The 22543-nt window shown below is 36.8% G+C and carries 22 protein-coding genes and 2 pseudogenes; 10 read left to right on the top strand and 14 right to left on the bottom strand.

Annotation, left to right across the window (positions count from 1 at the left end; translation table 11 throughout):
* The first annotated feature begins 11 nt into the window (after window positions 1–11).
* From ACTYA4_RS12630 to ACTYA4_RS12620, 3 genes and pseudogenes are all read left to right on the top strand, one after another.
* Window positions 12–830 (top strand): annotated as a pseudogene (locus tag ACTYA4_RS12630) (inositol monophosphatase family protein).
* Window positions 805–1544 (top strand): annotated as a pseudogene (locus ACTYA4_RS12625) (glycerophosphodiester phosphodiesterase). The pseudogenes ACTYA4_RS12630 and ACTYA4_RS12625 overlap by 26 nt, the downstream one beginning before the upstream one ends.
* A gap of 122 nt (window positions 1545–1666) precedes the next feature.
* Window positions 1667–2377 carry a GntR family transcriptional regulator gene (locus ACTYA4_RS12620; protein WP_443482687.1) on the top strand — a complete coding sequence of 237 codons (711 nt, stop codon included), beginning with the start codon at window positions 1667–1669 and terminating at the stop codon, window positions 2375–2377.
* Between the two features lie 92 nt (window positions 2378–2469).
* Here ACTYA4_RS12620 and ACTYA4_RS12615 read toward each other — a convergent pair whose 3' ends face one another.
* From ACTYA4_RS12615 to ACTYA4_RS12580, 8 genes are all read right to left on the bottom strand, one after another.
* A complete protein-coding gene (locus ACTYA4_RS12615; protein WP_443482686.1) occupies window positions 2470–2814 on the bottom strand; it encodes a Na-translocating system protein MpsC family protein in 345 nt (114 codons plus the stop codon).
* A 574-nt stretch (window positions 2815–3388) separates the two neighbouring features.
* A complete protein-coding gene (locus ACTYA4_RS12610) occupies window positions 3389–4759 on the bottom strand; it encodes an NCS2 family permease (protein WP_443482685.1) in 1371 nt (456 codons plus the stop codon).
* 155 nt (window positions 4760–4914) lie between these two features.
* Window positions 4915–5925 (bottom strand): aromatic ring-hydroxylating dioxygenase subunit alpha, encoded by a 1011-nt coding sequence (locus ACTYA4_RS12605; RefSeq protein ID WP_445505678.1) that lies wholly within the window; start codon window positions 5923–5925, stop codon window positions 4915–4917.
* Between the two features lie 130 nt (window positions 5926–6055).
* The gene (locus tag ACTYA4_RS12600; protein WP_443482683.1) at window positions 6056–6295 is read right to left on the bottom strand and encodes a ferredoxin; all 240 of its coding nucleotides are present in this window, start codon (window positions 6293–6295) and stop codon (window positions 6056–6058) included.
* Between the two features lie 304 nt (window positions 6296–6599).
* A complete protein-coding gene (locus ACTYA4_RS12595) occupies window positions 6600–7595 on the bottom strand; it encodes an NAD(P)/FAD-dependent oxidoreductase (protein WP_443482682.1) in 996 nt (331 codons plus the stop codon).
* Window positions 7596–7650: 55 nt separating this feature from the next.
* The gene (locus ACTYA4_RS12590; protein WP_443482681.1) at window positions 7651–8703 is read right to left on the bottom strand and encodes a Rieske 2Fe-2S domain-containing protein; all 1053 of its coding nucleotides are present in this window, start codon (window positions 8701–8703) and stop codon (window positions 7651–7653) included.
* A 289-nt stretch (window positions 8704–8992) separates the two neighbouring features.
* The gene (locus ACTYA4_RS12585) at window positions 8993–9325 is read right to left on the bottom strand and encodes a Na-translocating system protein MpsC family protein (protein ID WP_443482680.1); all 333 of its coding nucleotides are present in this window, start codon (window positions 9323–9325) and stop codon (window positions 8993–8995) included.
* 243 nt (window positions 9326–9568) lie between these two features.
* On the bottom strand, window positions 9569–10402 hold the full coding sequence (locus ACTYA4_RS12580) for a MurR/RpiR family transcriptional regulator (RefSeq protein WP_443482679.1): 834 nt from the start codon (window positions 10400–10402) through the stop codon (window positions 9569–9571).
* A gap of 190 nt (window positions 10403–10592) precedes the next feature.
* On the opposite strand from ACTYA4_RS12580, the gene ACTYA4_RS12575 reads away from it, so the two are divergent.
* The 5 genes from ACTYA4_RS12575 to ACTYA4_RS12555 are packed head-to-tail and all read left to right on the top strand — an operon-like array spanning window position 10593 to window position 14828.
* On the top strand, window positions 10593–11465 hold the full coding sequence (locus ACTYA4_RS12575) for a DUF8171 family membrane protein (RefSeq protein ID WP_443482678.1): 873 nt from the start codon (window positions 10593–10595) through the stop codon (window positions 11463–11465).
* Window positions 11462–12253, top strand: coding sequence for an energy-coupling factor ABC transporter ATP-binding protein (locus ACTYA4_RS12570; protein WP_443482677.1), 792 nt, complete (start codon window positions 11462–11464; stop codon window positions 12251–12253). The genes ACTYA4_RS12575 and ACTYA4_RS12570 overlap by 4 nt, the downstream gene beginning before the upstream one ends.
* Window positions 12250–13191 (top strand): energy-coupling factor ABC transporter ATP-binding protein, encoded by a 942-nt coding sequence (locus ACTYA4_RS12565; RefSeq protein ID WP_443482676.1) that lies wholly within the window; start codon window positions 12250–12252, stop codon window positions 13189–13191. Before ACTYA4_RS12570 ends, ACTYA4_RS12565 begins: the two co-directional genes overlap by 4 nt.
* On the top strand, window positions 13166–13984 hold the full coding sequence (locus ACTYA4_RS12560) for an energy-coupling factor transporter transmembrane component T family protein (RefSeq protein WP_443482675.1): 819 nt from the start codon (window positions 13166–13168) through the stop codon (window positions 13982–13984). The genes ACTYA4_RS12565 and ACTYA4_RS12560 overlap by 26 nt, the downstream gene beginning before the upstream one ends.
* Window positions 13985–14006: 22 nt before the next feature.
* Entirely contained in the window at window positions 14007–14828 is an 822-nt protein-coding gene (locus ACTYA4_RS12555; protein WP_443482674.1) for a PHP domain-containing protein, read from the top strand.
* An 88-nt stretch (window positions 14829–14916) separates the two neighbouring features.
* On the opposite strand, the gene ACTYA4_RS12550 is transcribed toward ACTYA4_RS12555, so the two are convergent.
* Window positions 14917–15144, bottom strand: coding sequence for a ferredoxin (locus ACTYA4_RS12550; RefSeq protein ID WP_443482673.1), 228 nt, complete (start codon window positions 15142–15144; stop codon window positions 14917–14919).
* Between the two features lie 590 nt (window positions 15145–15734).
* On the opposite strand from ACTYA4_RS12550, the gene ACTYA4_RS12545 reads away from it, so the two are divergent.
* Complete coding sequence (locus ACTYA4_RS12545) at window positions 15735–17447, top strand: AAA family ATPase (protein WP_445505677.1); 1713 nt, start codon at window positions 15735–15737, stop codon at window positions 17445–17447.
* A gap of 153 nt (window positions 17448–17600) precedes the next feature.
* On the opposite strand, the gene ACTYA4_RS12540 is transcribed toward ACTYA4_RS12545, so the two are convergent.
* The gene (locus tag ACTYA4_RS12540) at window positions 17601–18458 is read right to left on the bottom strand and encodes a hypothetical protein (RefSeq protein WP_443482671.1); all 858 of its coding nucleotides are present in this window, start codon (window positions 18456–18458) and stop codon (window positions 17601–17603) included.
* Between the two features lie 206 nt (window positions 18459–18664).
* A complete protein-coding gene (guaC, locus tag ACTYA4_RS12535; protein ID WP_443482670.1) occupies window positions 18665–19648 on the bottom strand; it encodes a GMP reductase in 984 nt (327 codons plus the stop codon).
* A gap of 209 nt (window positions 19649–19857) precedes the next feature.
* Here guaC and ACTYA4_RS12530 point away from each other — a divergent pair, with 209 nt between their 5' ends.
* Entirely contained in the window at window positions 19858–20529 is a 672-nt protein-coding gene (locus ACTYA4_RS12530) for a YdeI/OmpD-associated family protein (RefSeq protein ID WP_443482669.1), read from the top strand.
* A gap of 83 nt (window positions 20530–20612) precedes the next feature.
* On the opposite strand, the gene srtD is transcribed toward ACTYA4_RS12530, so the two are convergent.
* The 3 genes from srtD to ACTYA4_RS12515 all read right to left on the bottom strand — a co-directional run bounded on the left by srtD (window position 20613) and on the right by ACTYA4_RS12515 (window position 22453).
* On the bottom strand, window positions 20613–21275 hold the full coding sequence (srtD, locus tag ACTYA4_RS12525; RefSeq protein WP_443482668.1) for a class D sortase, LPxTATN-specific: 663 nt from the start codon (window positions 21273–21275) through the stop codon (window positions 20613–20615).
* A 2-nt stretch (window positions 21276–21277) separates the two neighbouring features.
* Window positions 21278–22057, bottom strand: coding sequence for a processed acidic surface protein (locus tag ACTYA4_RS12520; protein ID WP_445505683.1), 780 nt, complete (start codon window positions 22055–22057; stop codon window positions 21278–21280).
* Between the two features lie 153 nt (window positions 22058–22210).
* On the bottom strand, window positions 22211–22453 hold the full coding sequence (locus ACTYA4_RS12515; protein WP_443482667.1) for a processed acidic surface protein: 243 nt from the start codon (window positions 22451–22453) through the stop codon (window positions 22211–22213).
* Window positions 22454–22543: the final 90 nt, after the last annotated feature.

The following is a 22543-nucleotide window of genomic DNA, read 5'->3' as shown; positions in this document are numbered from 1 at the left end:
GGGTCTTTTGATTGTTAGACATCTTGTTGAAAAATGCAGAACAAATTGCAATGGATGCTGGAAAATGGATTGTACAAAATCGAGGAAATTACGAAAAAGTTCAATACAAGAAAAACCATTTAGATGTAGTGACGGATATTGATCGTGAAAGTGAAGCAAGAATCATTCGTCATATTCAACAAGTATTCCCGGAGCATGCAATTTTATCAGAAGAAAATCAATCGATAGATAAGGATTTTTCCGTTATTAGTCAGGCTGAGTATTGTTGGATTGTTGATCCGATTGATGGAACGGTTAACTTTGTTCACGATGAACCTTATTATTCTGTTTCGATTGGAATTGTGAAAAACGGAGAACCAATTGCAGGAGTTATATATGATCCGAATCGAGATGAATTATTTTCTGCTGGACGCGGAATAGGCGCTTATTTAAACGGAAAGAAAGTGCAGGTTTCCAGCCGTTCGCTCAGAGAAAGCTTATTGCATACTGGCTACGCGGCGTCAGACTAGACAACAGACAGCCCGCTGCGTTATGAATTTGCAAAATTCTTTGCAAAATCTCGCAACATAAAAATCGCAGGATCTGCCAGCTTGGATTTGGCGTATGTAGCATGTGGAAGAGCAGATGGATTCTGGCAAAGAGGATTATCGCCATGGGATATTGCTGCAGGAATTCTTCTCGTAACGGAAGCAGGCGGAACGATTACAGGAACAGATGGAAGCGTGTTGGATTTGCAAAAAGGGGATGTATTAGCAACAAATGGTAATATTCACAAGCAGCTAATTCATATAATGACGGGAGTAGATGAACATGAGAGAACTATTTGCTAAAAAAGTACCATTAGTAGGAGCACATAGAGGGGCATCACATTATTATCCTGAGAATACGATGCTTTCCTTTAAAAAAGCATTAGAATTAGGAGCCGACTACGTAGAACTTGATGTTCATTTAACAAAAGATGAAGTTCCAGTCGTGATGCATGATTCAAAACTAGAGAGAACAACAAACGGAAAAGGAAATATAAGAGATTATACGATTGATGAACTAAAACAACTAGAAGCAGGTTTAGAAATGAATTTTCCGGGTTGGAAATACCGACTTTAGAGGAAGTGCTTCAGTGGTCTAAAGACCAGATTGGAGTCAGCATTGAATTAAAGCAAGTGGAAGAAAAATATGCTCATTTGGAAGAGAAAGTGTTAGAAGTCATTAAAAAGACGCAGACGATTGATCAAGTTCAAGTAATGTCATTTAATCACAAGGCTGTTAAGAAAATGAAGGATTTGGACAGCAATGTTGTAACAGGCATTATTGTATATGGCGAGCTATATGATCCAATTAGTGTTATCAAGCAAGTGAAAGCCGATTTCTTTAATGCCCCTTGGATGTTTCATTCAAAAGAAGATATTAAAGCACTTCATCAAGCAGGCTTCCTAGTTTGTGGAGGTCATAATGACAACCCAGAAAAGTGGGTGGAAATGCAATCATGGGGCATTAATATGGCAGAAACGAACACCCCAGATGTAATGAAGAAATTAACGAGGTAGTAATTTGTTTTATCACCTTTACAATAATTGATTGGAATAATTCAGTAAGCTATACTATATTTAGGAAAAAGTAATTTAATAGTATTTAATAAAGTTGGATACGTTTTAGGAGTATATAGGAGATGCATAGTTACCTAAATATTAAGGAAGACCTCGAAAAGATGATAAAGGATGGGGAACTTAAAATAGGAGAAAAGCTCCCTTCAGAATATAATATGGCTAAATTTTTCGGTGTCAGCAGAGATACGTTTCGATCGGCTGTTAAATTATTAGAGCAAGAAAGAAAATTGTTAGTAAAGCATGGCGTTGGAACTTTTGTTATTAAACCGCCTACTAGTATTCCTAGCAGCATGGAAAAATTGCAAAGTATAGGAAACTTGATTAAGTATGCAGGTTTGACGGAGGGAGAACGAAAGGAGAGTATTGTTTTAGAAAGCTGCCGAAAAGATTGGGCTGAAAAATTAGGAATTCAAGAGGGAGATCCTGTATACATCTTAAAACGAATTCGAACGGCAGATCAGGAGCCAGTAGCATCATCTATTAATATATTACCAAAGGCAATTGTAGGCGACGTGTTTGAGAGAATTCCATTTTCAGGCTCCTTGTTGCAATTTTTGCAAAAGGAATGTGGAATCTCGATTTTGCATGCTGATACAGAAATTGTTGTGCCGCTATCTTCAAATAAACATGTACAAAAATTGATGTGTACGCCAGATACAACTGTTTTATTACTTAAGAATCTTAACTATAATGAAAAAAATCAACAAGTGATGTATTCATTAGACTACTTAAGGAATGATATCTTTAATTTTTGGGTGAGAAGACAAAAATGATAGATTGATATTCCAGTGAATATGATTAATAAACTCCCACCTGTAAATAAAGCGCAGGTGGGAGTTTCCGTCTATGTGCGTTGCAAACAATGTTACTTACCTAGTGGTTTATCAAAACAAATAACGGTACAGGAACTTTCAGTGCTTGGATTATAATCTCTAAATAAGTCGGTTACGTTTATATCAAATATTTGTTCGAATGTTTCTTTTAATCGTTTTTTGTATCTTGTTGACAATGCAGAATCTAGAGCGAAGATTAGTTCATCATGATGATTTCCACTTAAAGCATTTAATGCTGGAACACGCTTTGTTCTTGCCAAAATAATTATGCTGTTGCCGACTATTTCGATCTTTTGATCATGCACACCAAAACTAAAAATTTCTTGATTAATTTCATTGTAAATACTAGCAATTTTCTTTTTAGAGATAGAATACATCTGTTTTCACCTTTTAAAATAATGTTTTCTGAATCAATTTAAATTTAACAAACTCATCTAGTGTCCATTTTTTAGTTTCTTTTGGCTACCCTGAAAATAAGCTCTGTTAAAAGGGGTTTTCCGAAGCTTATCACTCGCTTTCCGCGGGGCGAGCGCCGAGCCTCCTCTGCGGGGTCTCGCCTGTCTCGCTAATCCCGCAGGAGTCGAGCGAACGCTTCTCCAAACCAATATCATTCTTAGCTCTAACTCCTTATATCTTCATGCTGAATGAACACTACTTATTTTCATCCCCATGGTGCGAATTTTTATTAGTATGGGTGTCTCTGTTAAACGATAATGTTGATTTTGGAAGGAAATTTGCGAGACACCTGCGGAAAAACGGGATGGAAAGACCCCGCAGTGAGGTACGAACGAGGAAGGCTTGCCAGTTCGTTCGCGGAAAGCGAGTGAATTTCCTGACCATTATAAATCAACACTGAAATTTAACAGAGCCTTTCTTTTAAAAAGCTTGTAGATTCGCCCTCTAATAATGGACGTTTTCTACAAGCTTCAGGTCTACCTTAAAGAAGTTTTTTCAAACATGAAAAATGAAGTTCACAATAAAAGCGGCACTGATAACATACATAATCCAGTGAATCTCTTTCGCTTTCCCTGTCAATAATTTAATGAAAGTATAGGATAAGAAACCGAATGCTAGCCCTTCTCCGATACTAAAGGTTAATGGCATAAGAATAATGGTAAGAAAAGCAGGTACAGCATCAGTTAAGTCATCCAAGGAGATATTCTTTATTTCTGTTAGCATAAATGCTCCAACCATGATTAAAATAGGAGCTGTTGCAAACGCTGGAATAATGCTGATTAATGGTGTAAACAAAATACTCAACAAGAAAAGGAATGCTACTACCAGCGCTTTAAGCCCTGTTTTTCCTCCTTCAGCAATACCAGTTGCATTTTCTACATATGCATTCATTGCTGTAGTACCCATTGCAGCGCTTGCCATCGTAGCGATAGAATCTGCCATAAGCGCTTTATCCAACCCTTCAATCTCGCCTTCTTTATTCATCAATCCAGCTTTCTTGGATAATCCAATCATAGAGCCTAAATTATCAAATAGTTCCACGAGGGTGAATGAAAAAATAATAGAAAAGAGACCGTACTGGACAGCAGCTTTAATATCCATTTGTAAAAATGTTTCAGAGATACTTGGAAGTGAAAATGACATAATGCTATTAATATTTTTTGGTGTTTCTACAATTCCTAAAATCATCCCAGAAATTGATACTAGCAAGATGCTAATAATGGCTGCTCCCTTAATATTTCGAGCAGTTAAAACGGTTACGATAATAAAACCAATTAAAGCAAGCAAAGGTGCAGGTTTTGTAATTTGCCCAAGTGAAACAAAAGTTGCCTCATTACTTACAATAATGCCAGCTTGTTTAAAACCGATAAAGGCGATAAATAATCCTATCCCGACAGCAATAGCACTTTTTAAGACAGGAGGAATCCCGTCAATTATTTTCTTGCGTAAACCGGTTATCGTAAGAATAAAAAATACCATCCCTGAAATAAAAACGGCGCCTAATCCTGTTTGCCAAGTTAAACCTTGACCTAGTACGACAGTATAAGCAAAAAAAGCATTAAGTCCCATTCCTGGTGCTACTGCAATTGGCATATTAGCCCATAAGGCCATCAGAAGAGTTGCAAATACACTAGCAAAAATGGTGGCAGCAATTGCTGCTTCTTTTGGTATTCCTGCATCAGATAAAATAGTTGGGTTGACAAAAATGATATAACTCATCGTCATAAATGTCGTAATACCTGCAAGAATTTCCGTTTTTACATTCGTTTTCCGTTTCGTTAATTGAAAAAGCTTATCTAACCAGTAAGGATTGGATGGTTTTATTACTTCAACATTTTTCGTCTCCAATTTTCTATTCAACGGCATGATATCTATTATTCTCCTTTAATCATTTAGAATGGAAAAAGTAATATTGTAGACTTAATTACACTTAATGTGCTAAATAACATCCGTGTTTGAATCTTTTGTCTAATAAAACCAAGTTGATAACATTGTATAAAAGCACATGTTTATATGAATATTCAGTTAATACTTTCCTTTTTACGGCCAACATCGCTGCCGAAAGTAACGCCTAATTCCGCAAGCCATCTTCTATACGCAATACTAAGTTTGTCTGGTGTTAAATGCAGCTCTTCTTGTAAGTCAAGCGGCAGCTCCTCTGGTTTTTGACTTTCAACGACCGCCGTATCTTGTTCAATGATGGTTTGTTGAAAATCAACGAAATATTGATCGGATGCATCAAATGAATAGTTTCTTGAAACCAAAGCAAGTACTGTAGATTTTCGTTCTTGTTCAGGACGAGCAGCAAACAACATAGCGAAAATTTCTTTTGATTCATAATTTACTTTCTTTAATCGAGCTACTGTCGGGCTTAATACTTCAAACGTATAATGGATGGTCGCATAATTGCCTGTTCCATCTGCATCTGCATATACAGGAATCTCATCTGTAACAATTCGATCTTCGCGCCAATGAGCTTTGTAGTCAGGGATTTCCGCATAATTCGAGTCTCCGAGAATGCCTTCATGAACAAATGCCAGGTGACTAACATCTAAAAAGTTCTCTACTACTCTTGGAGCGGCAGCATTCATCGTATGTGGATTGGCACAGACGGTCTTAAATGTTGGATCATCATACTCGACGTATTCTGGGAATGGAAATTCACCATCAGATGCATCATCGCTTAGTTTTACCCATATGAGTCCATATTTTTCAGTACAGCTATAGACAACGGCTTTTGCCTTCGGTGGAATGACACGAGTAGGCGGCTGTTGTGGAATCTTTACACATTTACCATCCGTATTGTATTCCCAGCCATGATATGGACAAACAATGCAATCATGTACGACTTTTCCTAATGATAATTCAGCTCCACGGTGGATGCACAAATCTTTAAAAGCTTGAACACCTTTGCTTGTTCGAAATAGGACAATACGTTCACCTAAAACATATACTTGCATCGGCTTATCTGTTAGTTCATGAGAATAAGCAGCGGGCTGCCAAAATTTTGCTAATACTGGATCTTTAAACATTCTATATACCTCCATATCTAAATATTGAACATTAACAAAGTGAATATAAAGAAAATTCGCTCTTTTTTAGTCAGCGGAGCACCCTATTTATATCAATACTGTTAAAATAGGTGCAGCTCCGTATCCTTTTTTACTCTGGATTTCCGTTAAATGGTTCATCAGCAACTTTAATAGATTCCGTTGGACAACCGTCTCGTGCATCCAATAAATCATCATGTAAGTCATCTTCTACTTCTGCAGTTCCCATATTGTTATCAAGAATAACTTCCGCTAACCCTTCCTCATCATAATCAAAAATTTCTGGAGCAGCAGCACCACAAGCTCCACAAGCAATGCAAGTATCTTTATCAACAATTGTAAATTTAGTCAAATAACAGACTCCTTTCTTTATTTAGAATTTATAATAACTGTCTAGCTCCGACGTACAGGACGTGCGTAGTTAGTCGATTTACCTCTTTTGCGTCATTAGCCGGTCAGGGCCGTACTTCAAATCTTCTCGCTTCCGTGAGTCAACAATTGATTAGCCATATTGCTCATCGTATTTCCATTACCAGGTTTTAACGGGCAGTATATTAATACTGAAAAATTGGGAGAATGGATTAAAAACTGCCCGTTAAAACCTGGTAGAAGAACATTTTTCTCCAGGGATGAGCAAGGCGCTTGCACTTTTTTTATTAAGCAAAAACGGATGTACTATGAAGCGGCTGTACTCTTGATTTTGGATCTAAGTAAGCTTTGGCGTTATTGATTGCTGTAGGTGCTTCACCAAATCCAGTCGCAATTAGCTTTACTTTTCCATCAAATGTACATACATCACCAGCTGCATAGACTCCTGGTATATTCGTTTCCATTCGGGAATTGACAACAATTGAATTTTTTTCAATTTCCAATCCCCAATCTTTAATAGAGCCTAATGATGATACAAAGCCATAGTTAACAATGACATCATCGACTTCAATCACTTCTTTCACGTTTTCTTTTACTTTTTCTAAGACAACTTTCGTGATGCGATTATCATCGCCGATAAATTCAACTGGTACATAAGGTGTCATGATGTTAACGTTTGAAGCGTGCAGCTGTTCTACACTGTGTTCATGCGCGCGGAATTTTTCCCTGCGATGAACGAGAATGACTTTTTCTGCGATCGGCTCAAGCATAAGCGCCCAATCAACAGCGGAATCTCCTCCCCCACAGATCATCACTTTTTTGTTGCGGAATTTTTCCAAGTCGTTGATGAAATAATGGAGGTTTTCGCTCTCGTATTGTTCAGCATCTTCCAGCTCGATTTTGCGAGGATGGAAAGCACCATTTCCAGCAGTAATAATAATGGTTCGTGATAAATGTTCTTCTTTATCAGTGGTGAGCTTTATTGTGCCGTTATCTTTTATCTCAAGATCTTTAGCGACTTGTTCTAAACAAATGGTCGGATTGAATTGTCCCATTTGCTCCTTTAAATTGTCGACTAATTCTTGCGCTCTAATTTTTGGAAATCCTGCTATATCGTAAATATATTTTTCAGGATACAAAGTGGAGAGCTGGCCGCCAAGTTGAGGCAAGCTCTCAATGATTTTTACAGATGAATTTCGCATTCCTCCATAAAAAGAAGCAAATAGGCCTATAGGTCCTCCTCCAATTATTGTAATATCATATATTTTTTTATCATTTTCCAAGTTGAAAACCTCCAAAGTGAAGCCAATTTATTGTTGAATTAAGTTAAGTCACAAATTAACTTGTATAATTTGCTCCAAGACCTAGTTGAATAAGAATTTTTCGATAAGCGACAGATGTTTTATCAGCCATGATATGCGTTTCCATTTGTAAGTCAAGCGGTAAATCTTCAGGTTTTTGATTTTCTACCATATCTCTGTCTTCTGTAAATATTTGCAGATTAAAGGCATAAACATCCTCGATAGAAGAATCTTTGTCAAAGTTTCTTGCAAGTGGAACAAATAATTTCGTTTCTCTAGCAGAAACTGGACAGACAGCGTTCATAATCCATAGTTCTCCATCATTAGGGAAGTACACTTTTAATGTAGCTGTAAAAGGTGGATAAACATCAAAGACACGCAGCCATTTGAAGTCTTCCGGATTACGATGCTGTAATGCTTTTGGGTAATTGCTAACGGTGCTTAAATATTCTACATGGAGACCGTAATCTGTATTGTCAACTTGGTATCGAGGGACAAATGGATTTTCTCGATCAGCAAAAGATTCCGTATGCACCCAAGCAAAATGAGCTACATCAAGGAAACCTTCCATTTGTCTTCCAGCAGATCCTTTGATTTCAAATTCCGGACAAACAATTTGTTGAAAATCTGGATTATCCCAAGCCTCGAAGGAAGGGATATTATCTCCTTCTCCTGTTAAAGAGGTCCAAACTAAACCAAAACGTTCAACAACAGGAAAAACAGCCATGCATAGACGTGGATTTATTTTTGCATCAGGATGTGCTGGAATAGAGGTGCATTTCCCGTCTGTATGGAATCGGAATCCATGATAAGGACAAACGATTTCCTCGTCTTCTACCCATCCCATGCTAAGTGGAGTACCTCGGTGAACACAGAGATCACGTGCAACAACGATTTTAGTCTTTGTTCGATAAACAACTAAGTTTACATCAAGCAGCTTAACCGCTAGTGGTTTTTCTGTTACTTCCGAGCTTTGTGCAACAGGGTACCAATACTTGCTTAAAACAGTCCAATCTTCTTTACTAAATGTACAGTCTCTAGGAAATGGAGGTAAATCTCTCTTTTTTGTTTCTGTCGTGTTATTTTGCATAGTAATTCATCCCTTCTGAAATATATTTATTTTTTCTCTGTAGTTATAAAAAAGAGCCGCGAAGACAAAAGAAACATAAAACATGTTTCTTTTGTCTTCGCGGCTCTTTCCATCCGTAAACAGAGGTTAAGCATCCGCTACTATTTAATATTAGGTTGTTCAAAAAGTCCGGGAACATAAGCTTGCGAACCTCTTCGTTCCGATTGTCCTCCTTTTTGAACACACACTAATATGTTAAATATTGCAGAAAAAACGATTTGAACGCATTCTCTACAATAATGTTATATCGTTATTGATTTTCAATACAAATAACTGTACAAGAAATTCCTTTATTAGGATCATAATCTCTAAACAAGGACGATATTTTTAGATCAAACATAGCTTCAAAATTTGCTTTTAATAACTTTTTATATCGAGAAGATAAAGCAGAATCGAGTGCTAACACCAACTCGCTATGTTCATCACCTAAAGCATCTAGTGCTGGAACACGCTGTGTTTTTGCTAAAATAAGAATTTTATTGTCTATTATATTAATCTTTTGTTCATGCACACCAACATGAAAAATTTCTTTATTTGTGTCATTAAAAAGAGTAGCTAATTTTTTCTTAAAAGAATAATCCATTTGTTTTCACCTTTATCACTATCATTAAGTAATTATGTTACTAGTAGCTTATCAATAAATCAATCTTTTTGTTAGGTTTTCTAACATGTTTTTTGAAAAATTTCATTTTTATGGAAAGTGTTATTTATACTAAATGAAGATAAAATGGTTTTTTATATTATCCTAATAAAACATCTTCGCTTTGATCATGTATTTGTTTGAATTTTGTGTTGCTAAAAAAATCAAGTGTTAGAGATCTTAAATTCATCTTGGCAGCTCCACTGAATAGCGATTTCTCAGCTTGCTTAGCTGTTCTAGTCGATTGACATTCTCTTCTTTATGTTCCATTCCAATGGCAATAATTAAATTCTCAACTAAAAAGGTAGGGGCAATCATAGAATGAAACTCTCTTATATCTCCCCTGCTAGCAAATAATACGATGTCTGCATGAGTGGCAAATTCAGAGACGAGCTGATCTGTAATGATTATTGTATTGTACCCTGTTTGCTTTGCATAATCCAAGATAACCTGTGCTTCAGGAAGCAAACGGATAAATCCAAATAAGACAATCACATCCTCTTTTGTAACATGCATTAAATCTTCGAGCAATTCACTTCCGCCTTTATGGATAATGCGAAGATCCATCCCGTATCTAGACATGCGATACTTCATTAATTCTCCTATTCCTAGGGAAGGGCCTGGGCAATGCAAATAAATGGTCCGCGCTGAAATTAACGTATTAACCGCTTGTTTAAATGTGCTTTCTTTAAATTGCTCCACCGTTTTATACAGATGATTGATAGATGAATTGAGTGTATGGTATTGAAGCGCTTCTTTTTCTACCATTCTCATGACATGTTTCATTTTTCCTGCTGGGGAAACCTCGAGCTGGGAGGCCATTTTCGCTTTGAAATCTTTAAAGTTTTTGTAGCCGACTGAGCGCCAAAAGCGGGAAACAGAAGCAATACTTACCCTTACAGCATCAGCAATTTCTTGCTCCGTCGATAGCAGCACTTGCTGCGTATTTTTTTGGATATAATCAGCAATCTTATATTGGCTAGGTGACATCGATTTAGTATTCCAATTAAAAGTAAGCAAATGAAATCTCCTCACTAGTTGATTTTGACATTAGCATAGCAGATTCGAAGTTTCTTCAATAGAGAAATGATAATTTTTTTACATAATGTTATAAAAAGTTAATAAATTTACAATGGTTTTACGTTCCTACCATATTTTATTAAAGTACGTGTTTTACGATAAGAGCAACCAATTAAAGGAGGAACGATGAATGAGTCAATTAAAAGATAGGTATGTATTAACTCAGTCCCAAAAAATGATGGTATTTATTCTATCTATGTCCTTATACGGGCTATCTAATATGATTACAGAATTAATTCCGTCCGTAAATCTTGGCCCAGTTGAGTTTTCCATTGAGTATTTCGCTTTTATTCCTTTGACATTATGTATGTTATTCCACCCGTTATATGCGGCAATCGGTGCTTCACTAGGAGAGATAGTTTTTGGTGAAATTATGCTAGGTCAGTTTGGCGGATTCGGGGAATTAGAGAAATTTATTGTTTTCTCACTCGCTATGTTTATCGCTGGTTCTCTTGTTAATAATCCTAAAAATAAAAGACAAGTTGGTATTGCGGCAATTACTGGGGTTATTATCCATCAGGCAATAAACGGTATGATTGACATTGGCAAGGTTTGGATTGGAGTGGAAGAGTTAGAGGCTGTTCCTGGATTAGCAGAGAGTGTGGTCGTTATTGAAGGCTTTTCCTTCTTAAATGATGTTTTGTTTTCTGGAATATTCTTTGCGCTTTTGCCAACTGTATATTTGGTGCCGCGTTTATATGGAAAAATTGAGCCGTTGCTAGGAATGAAGCCAAGAGATAACAAGATGAAATATTCAATTAGCGATGTAGTATCTCCAAAATTATTTATCATCGGTATTCTGCTTGCATGCTCTGCCTTTTTATTTGAATACTTATCTGAGGCTGGTTTTAATGTCGAGTGGGAAGCAGATTTTGTTGAAGCGATTGGAGATTGGTTTATTTGGGTAAGTATTGGTGCTGCTGCAATTGTTGCTGTGATCTCAGTAGTTATCATGCGGAAGATGAAAAAGAAAAACAGTTCTAATGAGAGGATTTCTTTATGACGGTACAAATCGAACTAGATCAAGTTACCTTTCGATATCCAGGAGAGGATCAACCAGTTTTAAATGATATCTCTTTGACTATTAATAAAGGCGATTTTATGGCCATTATAGGCAGTAATGGCAGTGGGAAGTCTACACTATGTAAATTGCTAAACGGACTGATTCCTCATTATTATGTAGGTGACTTCTCAGGAAAGGTCGTCGTTAATGGGTTATTAACGACAGAGCATAAGGTGGCTGATCTCTCCCATCATGTTGGGTATGTGTATCAGGATTTTGAAAATCAGCTTGTTAGTCCACGTGTGTTGGAGGATGCTAGCTTTGCACCACTTAATTTTGGTTATGCTGATTATAAAGAAAGAGGAAAACGTGCGCTAGAAATAGTTGGTCTTCATGGTCATGATAATGAATTCGTTTGGCAGCTAAGCGGTGGGCAGAAGCATCAGCTTGCCTTAGCTGGTGCACTGTCTCTTGATCCTGAAATCTTGATCATTGATGAGCCTATTGCACAGCTTGATCCTGTCCATGCAGAAGAAATATATAAAATTTTAAAAAAGCTCAATCAAGATTTTGGAAAAACAATTATTGTCATTGAGCATCACACGGAATTTATCGCTAATTACTGTAGTCAAGTCGTATTAATGAATAAAGGTCAAGTTGTTTGGAAAAGGCAGACAAAGGATGCCTTAACAGCGGTAGAGGAGCTTATGATGAGCCAAATATATCCACCGCAGGTTACACAAGCAGCGTACCAATTACAACCTTTTAAAAAGTTAAATTGCCGGTGACGTTAGAAGAAGCGGAAGAGGTTTTTAAGTCGCCTGTAAATAATCATCAAGAAGAGCTCCCTAGTGAACATACCCGTGTTCAGGATAAGGAAGAGAAAATCCTTGAAATAAAAAATGTCAGCTTCTCGTATAAAATAATCGACCGTTCTAAAAGAAAGATATTAAAGGGAAACAGCTTGGATATTCATCGAGGGGACTTAATCGCACTAGTAGGCAATAATGGTGCAGGAAAATCAACATTAATGCGACTGCTTACTGGACTTGTTAAACCAGAACAAGGGGATGTAATGGTACATGGGATGAATACTCGCCACTTTTCACCTGAGAAGTTGGCTGATATTGTCACGTATATTTACCAAAACCCTGAAGAGATGTTTATTGAAGATTGTGTTCGAAAAGATGTGGAGTTCTTTTTAAAAGCACGGAAAATTCCTGGGTATGAGAAGACAGTAGATAAAGTTCTGGAGCAGTTTGAACTGACAGAATTACAAGACAAGGACAGTCGTTTAATGAGCGGCGGCCAACAAAGAAGAGCCTCATTGGCTATAGGAGTTGCAATGAATCCGTCTGTTATTTTGTTAGATGAACCGACAGCGAACCTTGATATTGCAACACGCAAGCATATCACGAAACTAATCGACTCGTTAAAAGAACAAGTAGGTGCGGTTATTATTGCTACGCATGATATGCAGCTTGTTGCAGAGTGGGCGAATAGAATCATCGTCTTACATGAAGGTGAGGTTATTCATGATGGAAACCGTGAAACGGTATTCAGCAATGTTGAGTTACTAGAGAAAGCAGGGCTTAAGTCTCCGCAAATATTAGAGTTAAGCAGAAGGCTGAATATGTCACCACTAGCATATACCGTCGATGATTTTGTTCAATCGATTAAGAGGAGGGAGGAAAGAGAAAGTGGAGTATACTCGGAAACTGTCTGAAAAACTATCAGTAGAACAGGTAAAGATTGAACTATTAAATACAGCATATGGAAATAGTGAAACATTTTTAGCCAAGTTAGATCCTCGAACTCTATTTATCTGGTATTTATTCTTCGGAGTTGCTCCTTGGTTTATTCATAATCAAACTATCTTAGTAGGTTTGTTTGTTTTTATGATTGTGACAACGTTTATGTCAAGAGTATCACTATTAATTATCATCATCCTCTGCTTAGGATTGTTGGGGCAAGGAGGATATCTATTGATTGCCTCTTGGTTTTTTGGAGGGAATTTACAGGCGATTCTGCCGCTTATGATTCTTACCTTAAAGCTTTCGATTATTTCTTTAGCAAGTATTACAGTGTTCTGCTCCATGGATCCTGAAAAATTAAGCAATGGTCTTCTTAAGATAGGGGTGCCGGGGCAAGTATCTTTTAGCATCGCTTACGGATACCGCATGCTTCCTAGCTTATTAGAAGAGTATCACCATGTATTTCTGTCTTTTCGATTACGTGGAAAGGCTCCAAAGAAGAACGGTATTTTGTACTGGCGCTCGATTATTTATTTTTCGAAAATTGCCGTATTATCCTTTTATCCGTTGCTTTTAAGCACAGCGAAAAGAGCGAGAACAACAGTGGAAGCGTTAGAAACAAAGGGAAGTTTTTATGCGTTTAGCCGACCTGAGGTGAAGAAAATCAAGCTTGCACATCTGTCTCTTCAATCTCGTGATTACCTTTTTCTAGCTATTTCTATATTGTATGTCGTGGTCTTGTTTACTTTTGCTAAATTATATTAATAAACTATAGGGAGTTAAAATAATGAGAATAGATTTTCATAGTCATGTAAAATTTTCGAAAAAATCGAATTTTATGCCTGAATATTTCAAAGAGATGATGAAAGAGGCAAAGGCAAGTGGCTTAACAGCGCTGGCATTGACTGAGCATTTTAATACAAAACGTTTTACTGATATTTATGATTATCTTGAACAGCATTACACATATAAAAATGGATATTATGATATAGAAGGATTTAAGCTTTTTCCTGGTATTGAAGTAGATGTGAAAGAGATTGGTCATATTCTGCTTATAGGAAGCAGAGAAGATGTTTTATCTATTAGAAAACTACTAGATAACAACACAAAGGCAGACAATTTTATCCCTTTTGATATGCTAATGGATATAGCGGAACAGTATCATGTATTAAAGATTGGAGCACACCCGTTTAGAGAAAGCACGCCGCTCTATCATCTTAAAGTAGAACAGCTCCGCCGCTTAGATGCCTTTGATCTAAACGGAAAAGATTTATATGCTCAAGGACTAGACCCATATCGTGAAAAATTAACCGCGTTTGCAGAGAAGGTTGGTCTTTCGATTGTTGGCGGAAGCGATACACATCAATTTTTACAATATGGCAGTGTATATAATGATTTTGAGCAGGAATGCAATAATGTTGCTGATTTAAAGGCTTGTATTGCTTCTGGAAACTATCAAGTAAATACTTCACAAGATTTACAGTTAAAAGTAAAATCAGCAACTCTTGTAAAAGATTTATTGAAAAAATTGTTAAAAGCAGATGTTCAATATACACCAAAAGAGAAGAAGAACAGCGAAAAAGAAGCAGTTACTTTAGAAATGGACTAGAGAAGGTTCGGATTTTTGTAAATGAGTGGGAGTTTTTAGGAAACATATTTTCAAGCTCCCACTTTTTTCAACAGACAACATAAATGTTCTATGAAAATGGCTGATCTTCTATTTTAATGGATTGTGCTGGGCAGCTATCTTGCGCTTCCATTAAATCATCATACATTTCTTCTTCTACTGTTGCGGTACCCGTATTATTATCAAGGGTAACTTCAGCTAGGCCGTCTTCATCAAAATCAAAGATTTCTGGAGCGATTGCCCCACATGCTGCGCAAGCAATACAAGTATCTTTTTCAACGATTGTAAATTTCCCCATTATCTATTCTCCTTTCAAACTGATTTTTCTATAATTATAGTAACTCTAAAACCGACAATTTTTTTCGGAAAATTGTGGCTATTTTTTAACATGTTTTGGAATAGTTTCTAGGATCTTTTGAAACTTCATTTTAGAACATAGATGGAGCCAAAAATGAATTAAACGATTTATCACAAAAATGCTGACATTATCAAGCAATTCGCTTACGTTTTTAATTTAGGTATACTATAATTATTTACAACCATGATGGGGAGGCTATTCTTTTTATTATGAAACTAGAATGGTTGACGATATTAGCATAAAAGTACGCATGAAATACATATGAATATAAGTATTCACGTATGAAGAGTAAGTGTTTTTTCACTGAATAGAAAGTCTATTTTTAAAATATAGAAATTATTGAATCTCTGAATCTTAAAAATGACTTGAAGGTATGGTTTTTTCATATTGGGGATTTTTGAAGAAAAGGGGAAGGAAATTGGGTGCTTTTAATATAGGGGTGTCCATGTACGAACTATATTAGATATGTGTCACCACTCGACATGATCTAACATAAAAATTAACTAAATTTTCAGAATGGGAGTGAGATCATGAAGAGATTTCATTGGATCAAGTGGCGTACTTTCCTTATTAGATTCATCATTTTAGCCGCTTTAGGCATATTATTATGGGCGGGAGGTCCAAAAGCCTGGAATGTCGCACTAAGCATTCTCAATGTTTTGCTGCAATTACTTTTTGCTGTAGTGTTTATTATTATTCAATTTGTAGCACTCTTTTGGTTTTTGGCTCGAGGACGAACGTATTGGATTTTACCGGGAGAGACTGGTTCTTCCTGGGATGATTATCGGGGCAATCCTGAAATCGTTGAGAATGCAAAACGGATCGTGACGCTTTTAAAGGGTGTGAAGGAATTTAAGCAAATGGGTGGCGAAGCGATTCGTGGATTGCTGCTTTGTGGACCTCCAGGAACGGGTAAGTCTTATCTTGCACAAGTTATTGCCAATGAAGCTCAAGTCCCATTTGCATATGCTTCAGCTCCAAGTTTTCAAAATATGTTTTTTGGTGTCGGAAACTTAAAAGTGATGGGACTATATAAAAAAGCTAGAAAGTTAGCAAAAGTGTATGGTGCGTGCATCATTTTTATCGATGAAGTCGACGCCATTGGAATGTCGCGTCAGTCGGGCGGCGGTGCAGCTGGTGGAATGTTCGGCATGGGCGGCGGCACAGGTCTACTAAATGAGCTCCTTTTACAAATGGACCCGCCGAATATCGATAACTCAAGGATTGCAAAATTGCTCCGTTTAGTTGGGCTGCGCCGTAAAAAGGCAGATCGACCAGCGGTATTGACCATTGCAGCAACCAATCTGCCTGATGTCCTAGACCAAGCATTGCTTCGGCCAGGTCGTTTCGATCGGAAACTTTGGGTCGATACACCAGATTATGATGGAAGGGTAGATGTCTTCCAATATTATCTTAAAAAGGTGAAGCGAGATGCTACCCTTACTGCGGATCGAGTAGCTTTAGACACGATTGGCTATAGTCCAGCACAGATCAAACATATCGTTAATGAGTCGATCGTAATAGCTCATCAACGAGGTGCCCAAGACGCCAGCTATGAGGACTTCCGTAATGCTATGGAGACGTATGAGTGGGGGCTTAAACAACCTCTCCGTTCCATGAGTGAGGATGAGAAAAGAAATGTCGCTTACCATGAAGCTGGCCATGCGGTAGCCCAATACTTGCTAAAGCCTCACGAACGAGTGTGGAAGGTGACGATTATCCGAAGAGGCGGTGCGCTCGGGCTTGCAGCAACAAAACCGACGAAAGAGCGCTATAACCGCAGTGACAGTGAAATGTTAGCAGAGATTCAAGTTTGTTTAGCAGCACGTGCCGCTGAAGAGGAATTCCTAGGGAAGAAATTAAACGGTGTCACTTCCGATCTACAACAAGCTACACAATTAGCTGGAGCTTATATTGGTATGGTTGGGATGGGTGATGAGCTGTTCAGTTGGCTAACAACAGGATCTCATACCGATGCCTTAAAGCAATTGCGACCAAAGATTAATAAGTTATTAGATGACCAAATGAATCAAGTCAAAAAGTTAATAAAAGAACAGTCAAACTTTGTTCACGAAATTGCCGAAGAATTACTGAAGCGCGGCGATCTTACGGGAGAGGAAATTGAGCAAATTTATATTCAGTTAAACGGTCATGCTAGACAAGAAGTACCAGAGATAAAAGTACATGTCGTATTTGATGCAATCGATCAAGTAGCGGCAAACTCATCTGAACGTGTTGAATAAGAGGTTGTCCGATAAGTTGGTATGATCAACTTATCGTGGCCTCTTTTTACATACTAAAAATGTGCTTTTAAACTCCATACATCCTTAATCGGTTATGAATTATTATTGCAAAAATGTTTTCAACATAATAATTGCAGGGATTCTCATAAATTGTCAGCTGACAAAACTAAAGTATCTTTTCGCTTTTTGCGGATAAACACCGTCTGTGTGATGCCATTTCCAAAATAAATTATTTGCCTTTTTACCTATTACGCCATGTAAAATCATTCCTGGTATGACTAAATCAAGGGGCAAACCTTTTATGTTATAAATGCGTTTAGAATGTATATCTGTTAATACAATGGTGTCGCTAAAGATTCTAGTTACTTCAAATAAACTGTCTTTTGTATCTTTAAACTCGGAGAACTCTTCTTCTAATTTTTCTAAATCACGATTATAATCCCAATCTTTTTGGTGAATGTTCGGAAAAGTACTTAAAAAGAGGTGGTTTAGCAGTTGTTCACAAGCTTTAAGATCATTAAATGCTTCTGTATACTTGCCTATTACCTTACAGAATCCTGTATTGGCACGATGATCAAGCCATTGGCTAAATTTCTGCAATTCTGACATAAATGCTTCTGCTTCTTTTTTTTCTGGCGTAATTTTGATAGAGAGAGGAAAATAGAGGAAAATTAGTTTTTCCCAAAAGGGAGTTTTGCACTTTTTCCAAGAGGAAGGAATTTTATCTTCTAAATAATCGGTCATATAACTGGAGAATATCCGGAGAAATTCATTGCGATGGTCATCTGAAAAATGATCTTGTTTATACTCGATTAAATCATCCCCATAAAATTCAAAGAGAGCACGAAACCTCATATTAAAATGAGAACTAATTTGAATTTTCTTTAAAAATTTTTGGCGTTCTTGAGAATTTTCAATAGGATGGAGCATGATTTTTGTTTGAGGGGTACGTTCACAACAATCTTCCTTTGCTTTTCCGCTGCCGCATAAACAATAAGAAAAATCTTTCATGAAATATCAACCAACTTTCTATACAATTTTTTTAATTAGGAAAAATACTAAGTGAGAGGTAATAAGAGGGTTACTAGGAGTTAATCCGTATTATACATGTTATCTCACTAATATAAAAGAGATAAATTTAGAAAATTTTGTGAATTTTTTAGATTGAAAGAGGCGCAAAATACTAAAAAATAGTATTTTACGCCTCTTTTGTGTTTTTAATATACTTTATCTCCATTAAAGATAGAGTTTTTAACAATTACATAATCAACGTTGCGGATTGCTTCTAATTTATTTCCTCCAGCATAGGAAATAGAGGATTGAAGATCTTGCTCCATTTCTGTCAACGTATCTTGCAGGGAACCTTTGTGCTCGACAAACATTTTTTTGCCTTCTACATTTTTTCTTTCGCCTTTTTGGAATTCCGAAGCAGAACCAAAGTATTCTTTAAAAAGCTTTCCATCTGTGTCAAATGTTTCTCCTGGAGATTCTTCATGTCCAGCAAATAACGAACCAATCATAACCATAGAAGCACCAAATCGAACGGATTTAGCGATATCACCATTTGTACGAATGCCTCCATCCGCAATAATCGGCTTGCTTGCTGCTTTTGCACACCAACGTAATGCTGCTAATTGCCATCCACCAGTTCCAAATCCTGTTTTAATTTTTGTAATACATACTTTACCTGGTCCAATGCCCACTTTGGTTGCATCTGCCCCTGCATGTTCTAACTCTCTTACTGCTTCTGGCGTTCCTACATTTCCCGCAATAACAAAGGTTTCAGGCAAGTATTGTTTTATATGCTGAATCATCTTTATGACAGCATTTGAATGACCATGTGCAATATCGATTGTAATGTAATCAGGAATAAGATTTTCTTCTGCTAATTGTTGAATGAAACCATACTCTTCTTCTTTCACACCAACACTAATAGAAGCGAGTAATCCACGCGACTGCATATCTTGAATAAAAGAAATACGCTTTTCAGGCTGAAAACGATGCATGATATAGAAGTAGCCATTTTCCGCTAAATAAATAGCGATCTTTTCGTCTATAATAGTTTGCATATTTGCAGGTACGACAGGCAGTTTAAATGTATGTCTACCTAATGTTACAGTTGTATCACATTCAGAACGGCTATTCACAATACATTTTGCAGGAATTAATTGAATATCTTCATAATCAAACACATTTTCCATGGTTTACACTCCCTAAACACGAATATTTTAAACTGTTTATATAAAATTGTTCGTCCATTTGGTAATGTACATTATTTTTATTAATATGTCAAAGTATTTTGTAATTTATGTATAAAAAAGTGATCTTAATATTATTTACCCTTATAATTGCGAATGAAAAGAAGGAATTTTATACTAGAAACGATAGGATACGGAATGGGGGGGTAGAAGTGAAAACAATAGTAGAAAAACTAAATTTGCAAAAATATGAAAAAGCAGCGGTCCTCAATTTACCAGAAGGTGCAGATTATTTAGATACGTTAGCGAATTATGAGGTTGAGTTAAACAGTAACGAGCAGTATGATCTTATTTTTGCTTTTGTACTAGAGATGGATGCTTTAAAAGAGCTTGTAAACAAGGTTATTGAAAAAAACTATCTAAATAAAAATGGCTATTTATTCGCAGCGTATCCAAAAAAGGGGAATAAAGTATATCCAACGTTTATTCATCGTGATGAATTATTAGTTGGTCTAGGTGCAGATGAAGATGGGTATGTTGGGACAAGCAACATAAAATTTGCGCGAATGGTAGGACTGGATGAAGTTTTTACGGTTGTCGGTTTGAAAGAAGATAGCAAAAATCGACATAAAAAGTCAACAACACCAAGTCAATGTGTAGATGATTATATAGAGTTAATACCGCATATAGAAAAAGATTTGCAAGATATTCCCGAGCTGCTGACATTGTATCAATCCCTTACACCAGGTTACCGTAAAGATTGGGCTCGTTATGTGTACAGCGCTAAACAAGAGGCGACAAAAGAAAAACGGCGCGAGGAAATGAAGATGATATTAGGGAAAGGATATAAAAGTCGGGATCTTTATCGTAGAGATAATAAATAAATGTTTGTTAAAACGAATGCATTCCGATAAAAAAAAAACGTGTCATATTGGAATGAAGTGACACGTTTTTTAATAATACTCAGCTACTCTTCAGCCAATTCCGAAGAAACTAAATCGGCAACAAGGATATAGCGCCTTGGTGCATCTCCGATAAAGTTAAACGGATAGCAGGTTGAAACGGTCAGCGTCGCTTTTGGTTTTGGCACGATGACTGTTCGATCATCCTTATCGACAATCCGTACTTTTTTCACTTTATACGTAAATTCACCAGCAGAGGTTTTTACCGTTAAAAGGTCTCCCTTGCCAACTTCTCCAAGTTTTCGAAAGACGGTATCTCGGTGGCCTGAAAGCACAGAATTGTCTTTTTCCCCTGGTAAAACACTTCCTGCAAAATGGCCGACGCCTTTTTCCAGCTCCTCTTCATCTGTTCCATGAAAAATAGGGAGGTTAGCATTAAGCTTTGGAATAATCAGCTCCCCGACGTTTTCTCCTTTTTTAGGGCTTTCAGGATAAAGGGAAGCTTGTTCTTTTTCTTCTTTCTGTTTTTTCTCCACCTTTTCATTCGGTTGTTTTTTGTCAGCATCAGCGTGTACTTGCCCTGTTTTAAAAAGGAAGTAGCCCTTTAAAAAAGTATAAGCATTTGTGCCGCTAAACCAAATTCCAAACAAAATGATTGCTGCAGATAGAGAAAGAAGCAGAAAACGTCTTCTTTTTTTGCTTCTAATCTTCTTTTTATTTGCTCTCATTTTTACATTCCTTTAATCAGAATACGGCGAAATAGAACGATGCCAATGAAAACAAATGCTAATCCAACTAAAGTGTTTTGCAGGTAATCGGAAGCTGTATTTGGAAGTTTGCCTCCTTTGACTGTTTTAACAACAAGTGTTTTCGCCTTTGCAGGAGTATGTGATACTACTTTCTCCACTTCCTTTATGTCATTTCCTGTTTCTTTTATGAGTTCGGATTTAAACATATCGGCAGTCAACAAAACATCAGCAAGGAAATCTCCTTGGTTGTTGTATATTTCAATTAATAAGTCAGCGCCTTTTGTAGTGGTCATGGTCATTAACGAATCAAAAGATACTGGCTTTTTCTCCCCATCTTGTACAAGATAGTATTTTGTATTTACTTGTAAAAGATGAAGCATGCTGTTTGATATGCCTAGAAGTTCGGCAATTTGTTCAGCGGATAGGTCATTAGCAGAATCAAAGTTTTCAAAGGCCATCATTCGATCGCCAAGTGCTGTCAACTTCTCTATGAAAGCTGGATCTTCTCCAACAAGCTTTTCAAAATGTGCAGATAGTTCCTCTTTCTCTTCTTTTGATAATTGGACTGCATTTAATAGATTTGACATCTCCTCGTCGATGTCACCACCGCCATTTTGATAATAATCCACGGTATACTCAAGGTCTTCGATGAATTGATAGTTTTCTATCGAATCACTTTGTTCTTGTAAAAACTTCTCTAACTCATCTTTGGACTTGTAGCCATACGTATCTAAAAGTTTTTGCAGATTGTTATCATCAATCGGAGTACCTTCTGAGCCGTTTAAGTAAAAGTCGACATAATCAGATAGTTCTTCGCTAAAAAGGATGGATGTACCTTCTAATACATCTTCTCCCTCTTCTAAATCCCCGTTTTCAACAAGAAGAGCATTTAACTTTTCCCGGTCTAATCCGAACTACTCGAGGACAGGTTGAATAGATTCTTCCGTAATAGGGGTGCCTAGGTCATCAGTAGATTCAAACTCTTCTAAATTCCAATCTTTGCTTTTTAAATAATCTATGTAATCTTGTTTATCCCAGCCAATATCTTGTAAAAATAGTTCTAAATCTTTGTCATCAGATTCGATTGCAAAAGTTGCAGCAGGTGAAAAACTTAATCCAATCATAACAGCAGATAATAGACATAATATGCGCTTCATGGTTTCCTCCTAGATTTTAAATAGATTTGTTCAAGATTATTATAATTGTAAAAAATGGATTTAGAAACAATAAAGTGTTTCTACAAAACT

This window comes from Niallia yueguangensis (assembly GCF_052663115.1).
Note: the sequence above shows the minus strand (reverse complement) of the source record. Positions and strands in the feature narration are given on the sequence as shown.

Excerpts from the sequence above, each read along its gene's own strand:
- ACTYA4_RS12605 (WP_445505678.1), bottom strand. The coding sequence starts at position 5,925 with ATGTTTAAAGATCCAGTATTAGCAAAATTTTGGCAGCCCGCTGCTTAT.
- ACTYA4_RS12575 (WP_443482678.1), top strand. The coding sequence starts at position 10,593 with ATGAGTCAATTAAAAGATAGGTATGTATTAACTCAGTCCCAAAAAATG.
- ACTYA4_RS12590 (WP_443482681.1), bottom strand. The coding sequence starts at position 8,703 with ATGCAAAATAACACGACAGAAACAAAAAAGAGAGATTTACCTCCATTT.
- ACTYA4_RS12550 (WP_443482673.1), bottom strand. The coding sequence starts at position 15,144 with ATGGGGAAATTTACAATCGTTGAAAAAGATACTTGTATTGCTTGCGCA.
- ACTYA4_RS12515 (WP_443482667.1), bottom strand. The coding sequence starts at position 22,453 with ATGAAGCGCATATTATGTCTATTATCTGCTGTTATGATTGGATTAAGT.
- guaC (WP_443482670.1), bottom strand. The coding sequence starts at position 19,648 with ATGGAAAATGTGTTTGATTATGAAGATATTCAATTAATTCCTGCAAAA.
- ACTYA4_RS12610 (WP_443482685.1), bottom strand. The coding sequence starts at position 4,759 with ATGCCGTTGAATAGAAAATTGGAGACGAAAAATGTTGAAGTAATAAAA.
- ACTYA4_RS12555 (WP_443482674.1), top strand. The coding sequence starts at position 14,007 with ATGAGAATAGATTTTCATAGTCATGTAAAATTTTCGAAAAAATCGAAT.
- ACTYA4_RS12585 (WP_443482680.1), bottom strand. The coding sequence starts at position 9,325 with ATGGATTATTCTTTTAAGAAAAAATTAGCTACTCTTTTTAATGACACA.
- srtD (WP_443482668.1), bottom strand. The coding sequence starts at position 21,275 with ATGAGAGCAAATAAAAAGAAGATTAGAAGCAAAAAAAGAAGACGTTTT.
- ACTYA4_RS12615 (WP_443482686.1), bottom strand. The coding sequence starts at position 2,814 with ATGTATTCTATCTCTAAAAAGAAAATTGCTAGTATTTACAATGAAATT.
- ACTYA4_RS12570 (WP_443482677.1), top strand. The coding sequence starts at position 11,462 with ATGACGGTACAAATCGAACTAGATCAAGTTACCTTTCGATATCCAGGA.
- ACTYA4_RS12540 (WP_443482671.1), bottom strand. The coding sequence starts at position 18,458 with ATGAAAGATTTTTCTTATTGTTTATGCGGCAGCGGAAAAGCAAAGGAA.
- ACTYA4_RS12620 (WP_443482687.1), top strand. The coding sequence starts at position 1,667 with ATGCATAGTTACCTAAATATTAAGGAAGACCTCGAAAAGATGATAAAG.
- ACTYA4_RS12545 (WP_445505677.1), top strand. The coding sequence starts at position 15,735 with ATGAAGAGATTTCATTGGATCAAGTGGCGTACTTTCCTTATTAGATTC.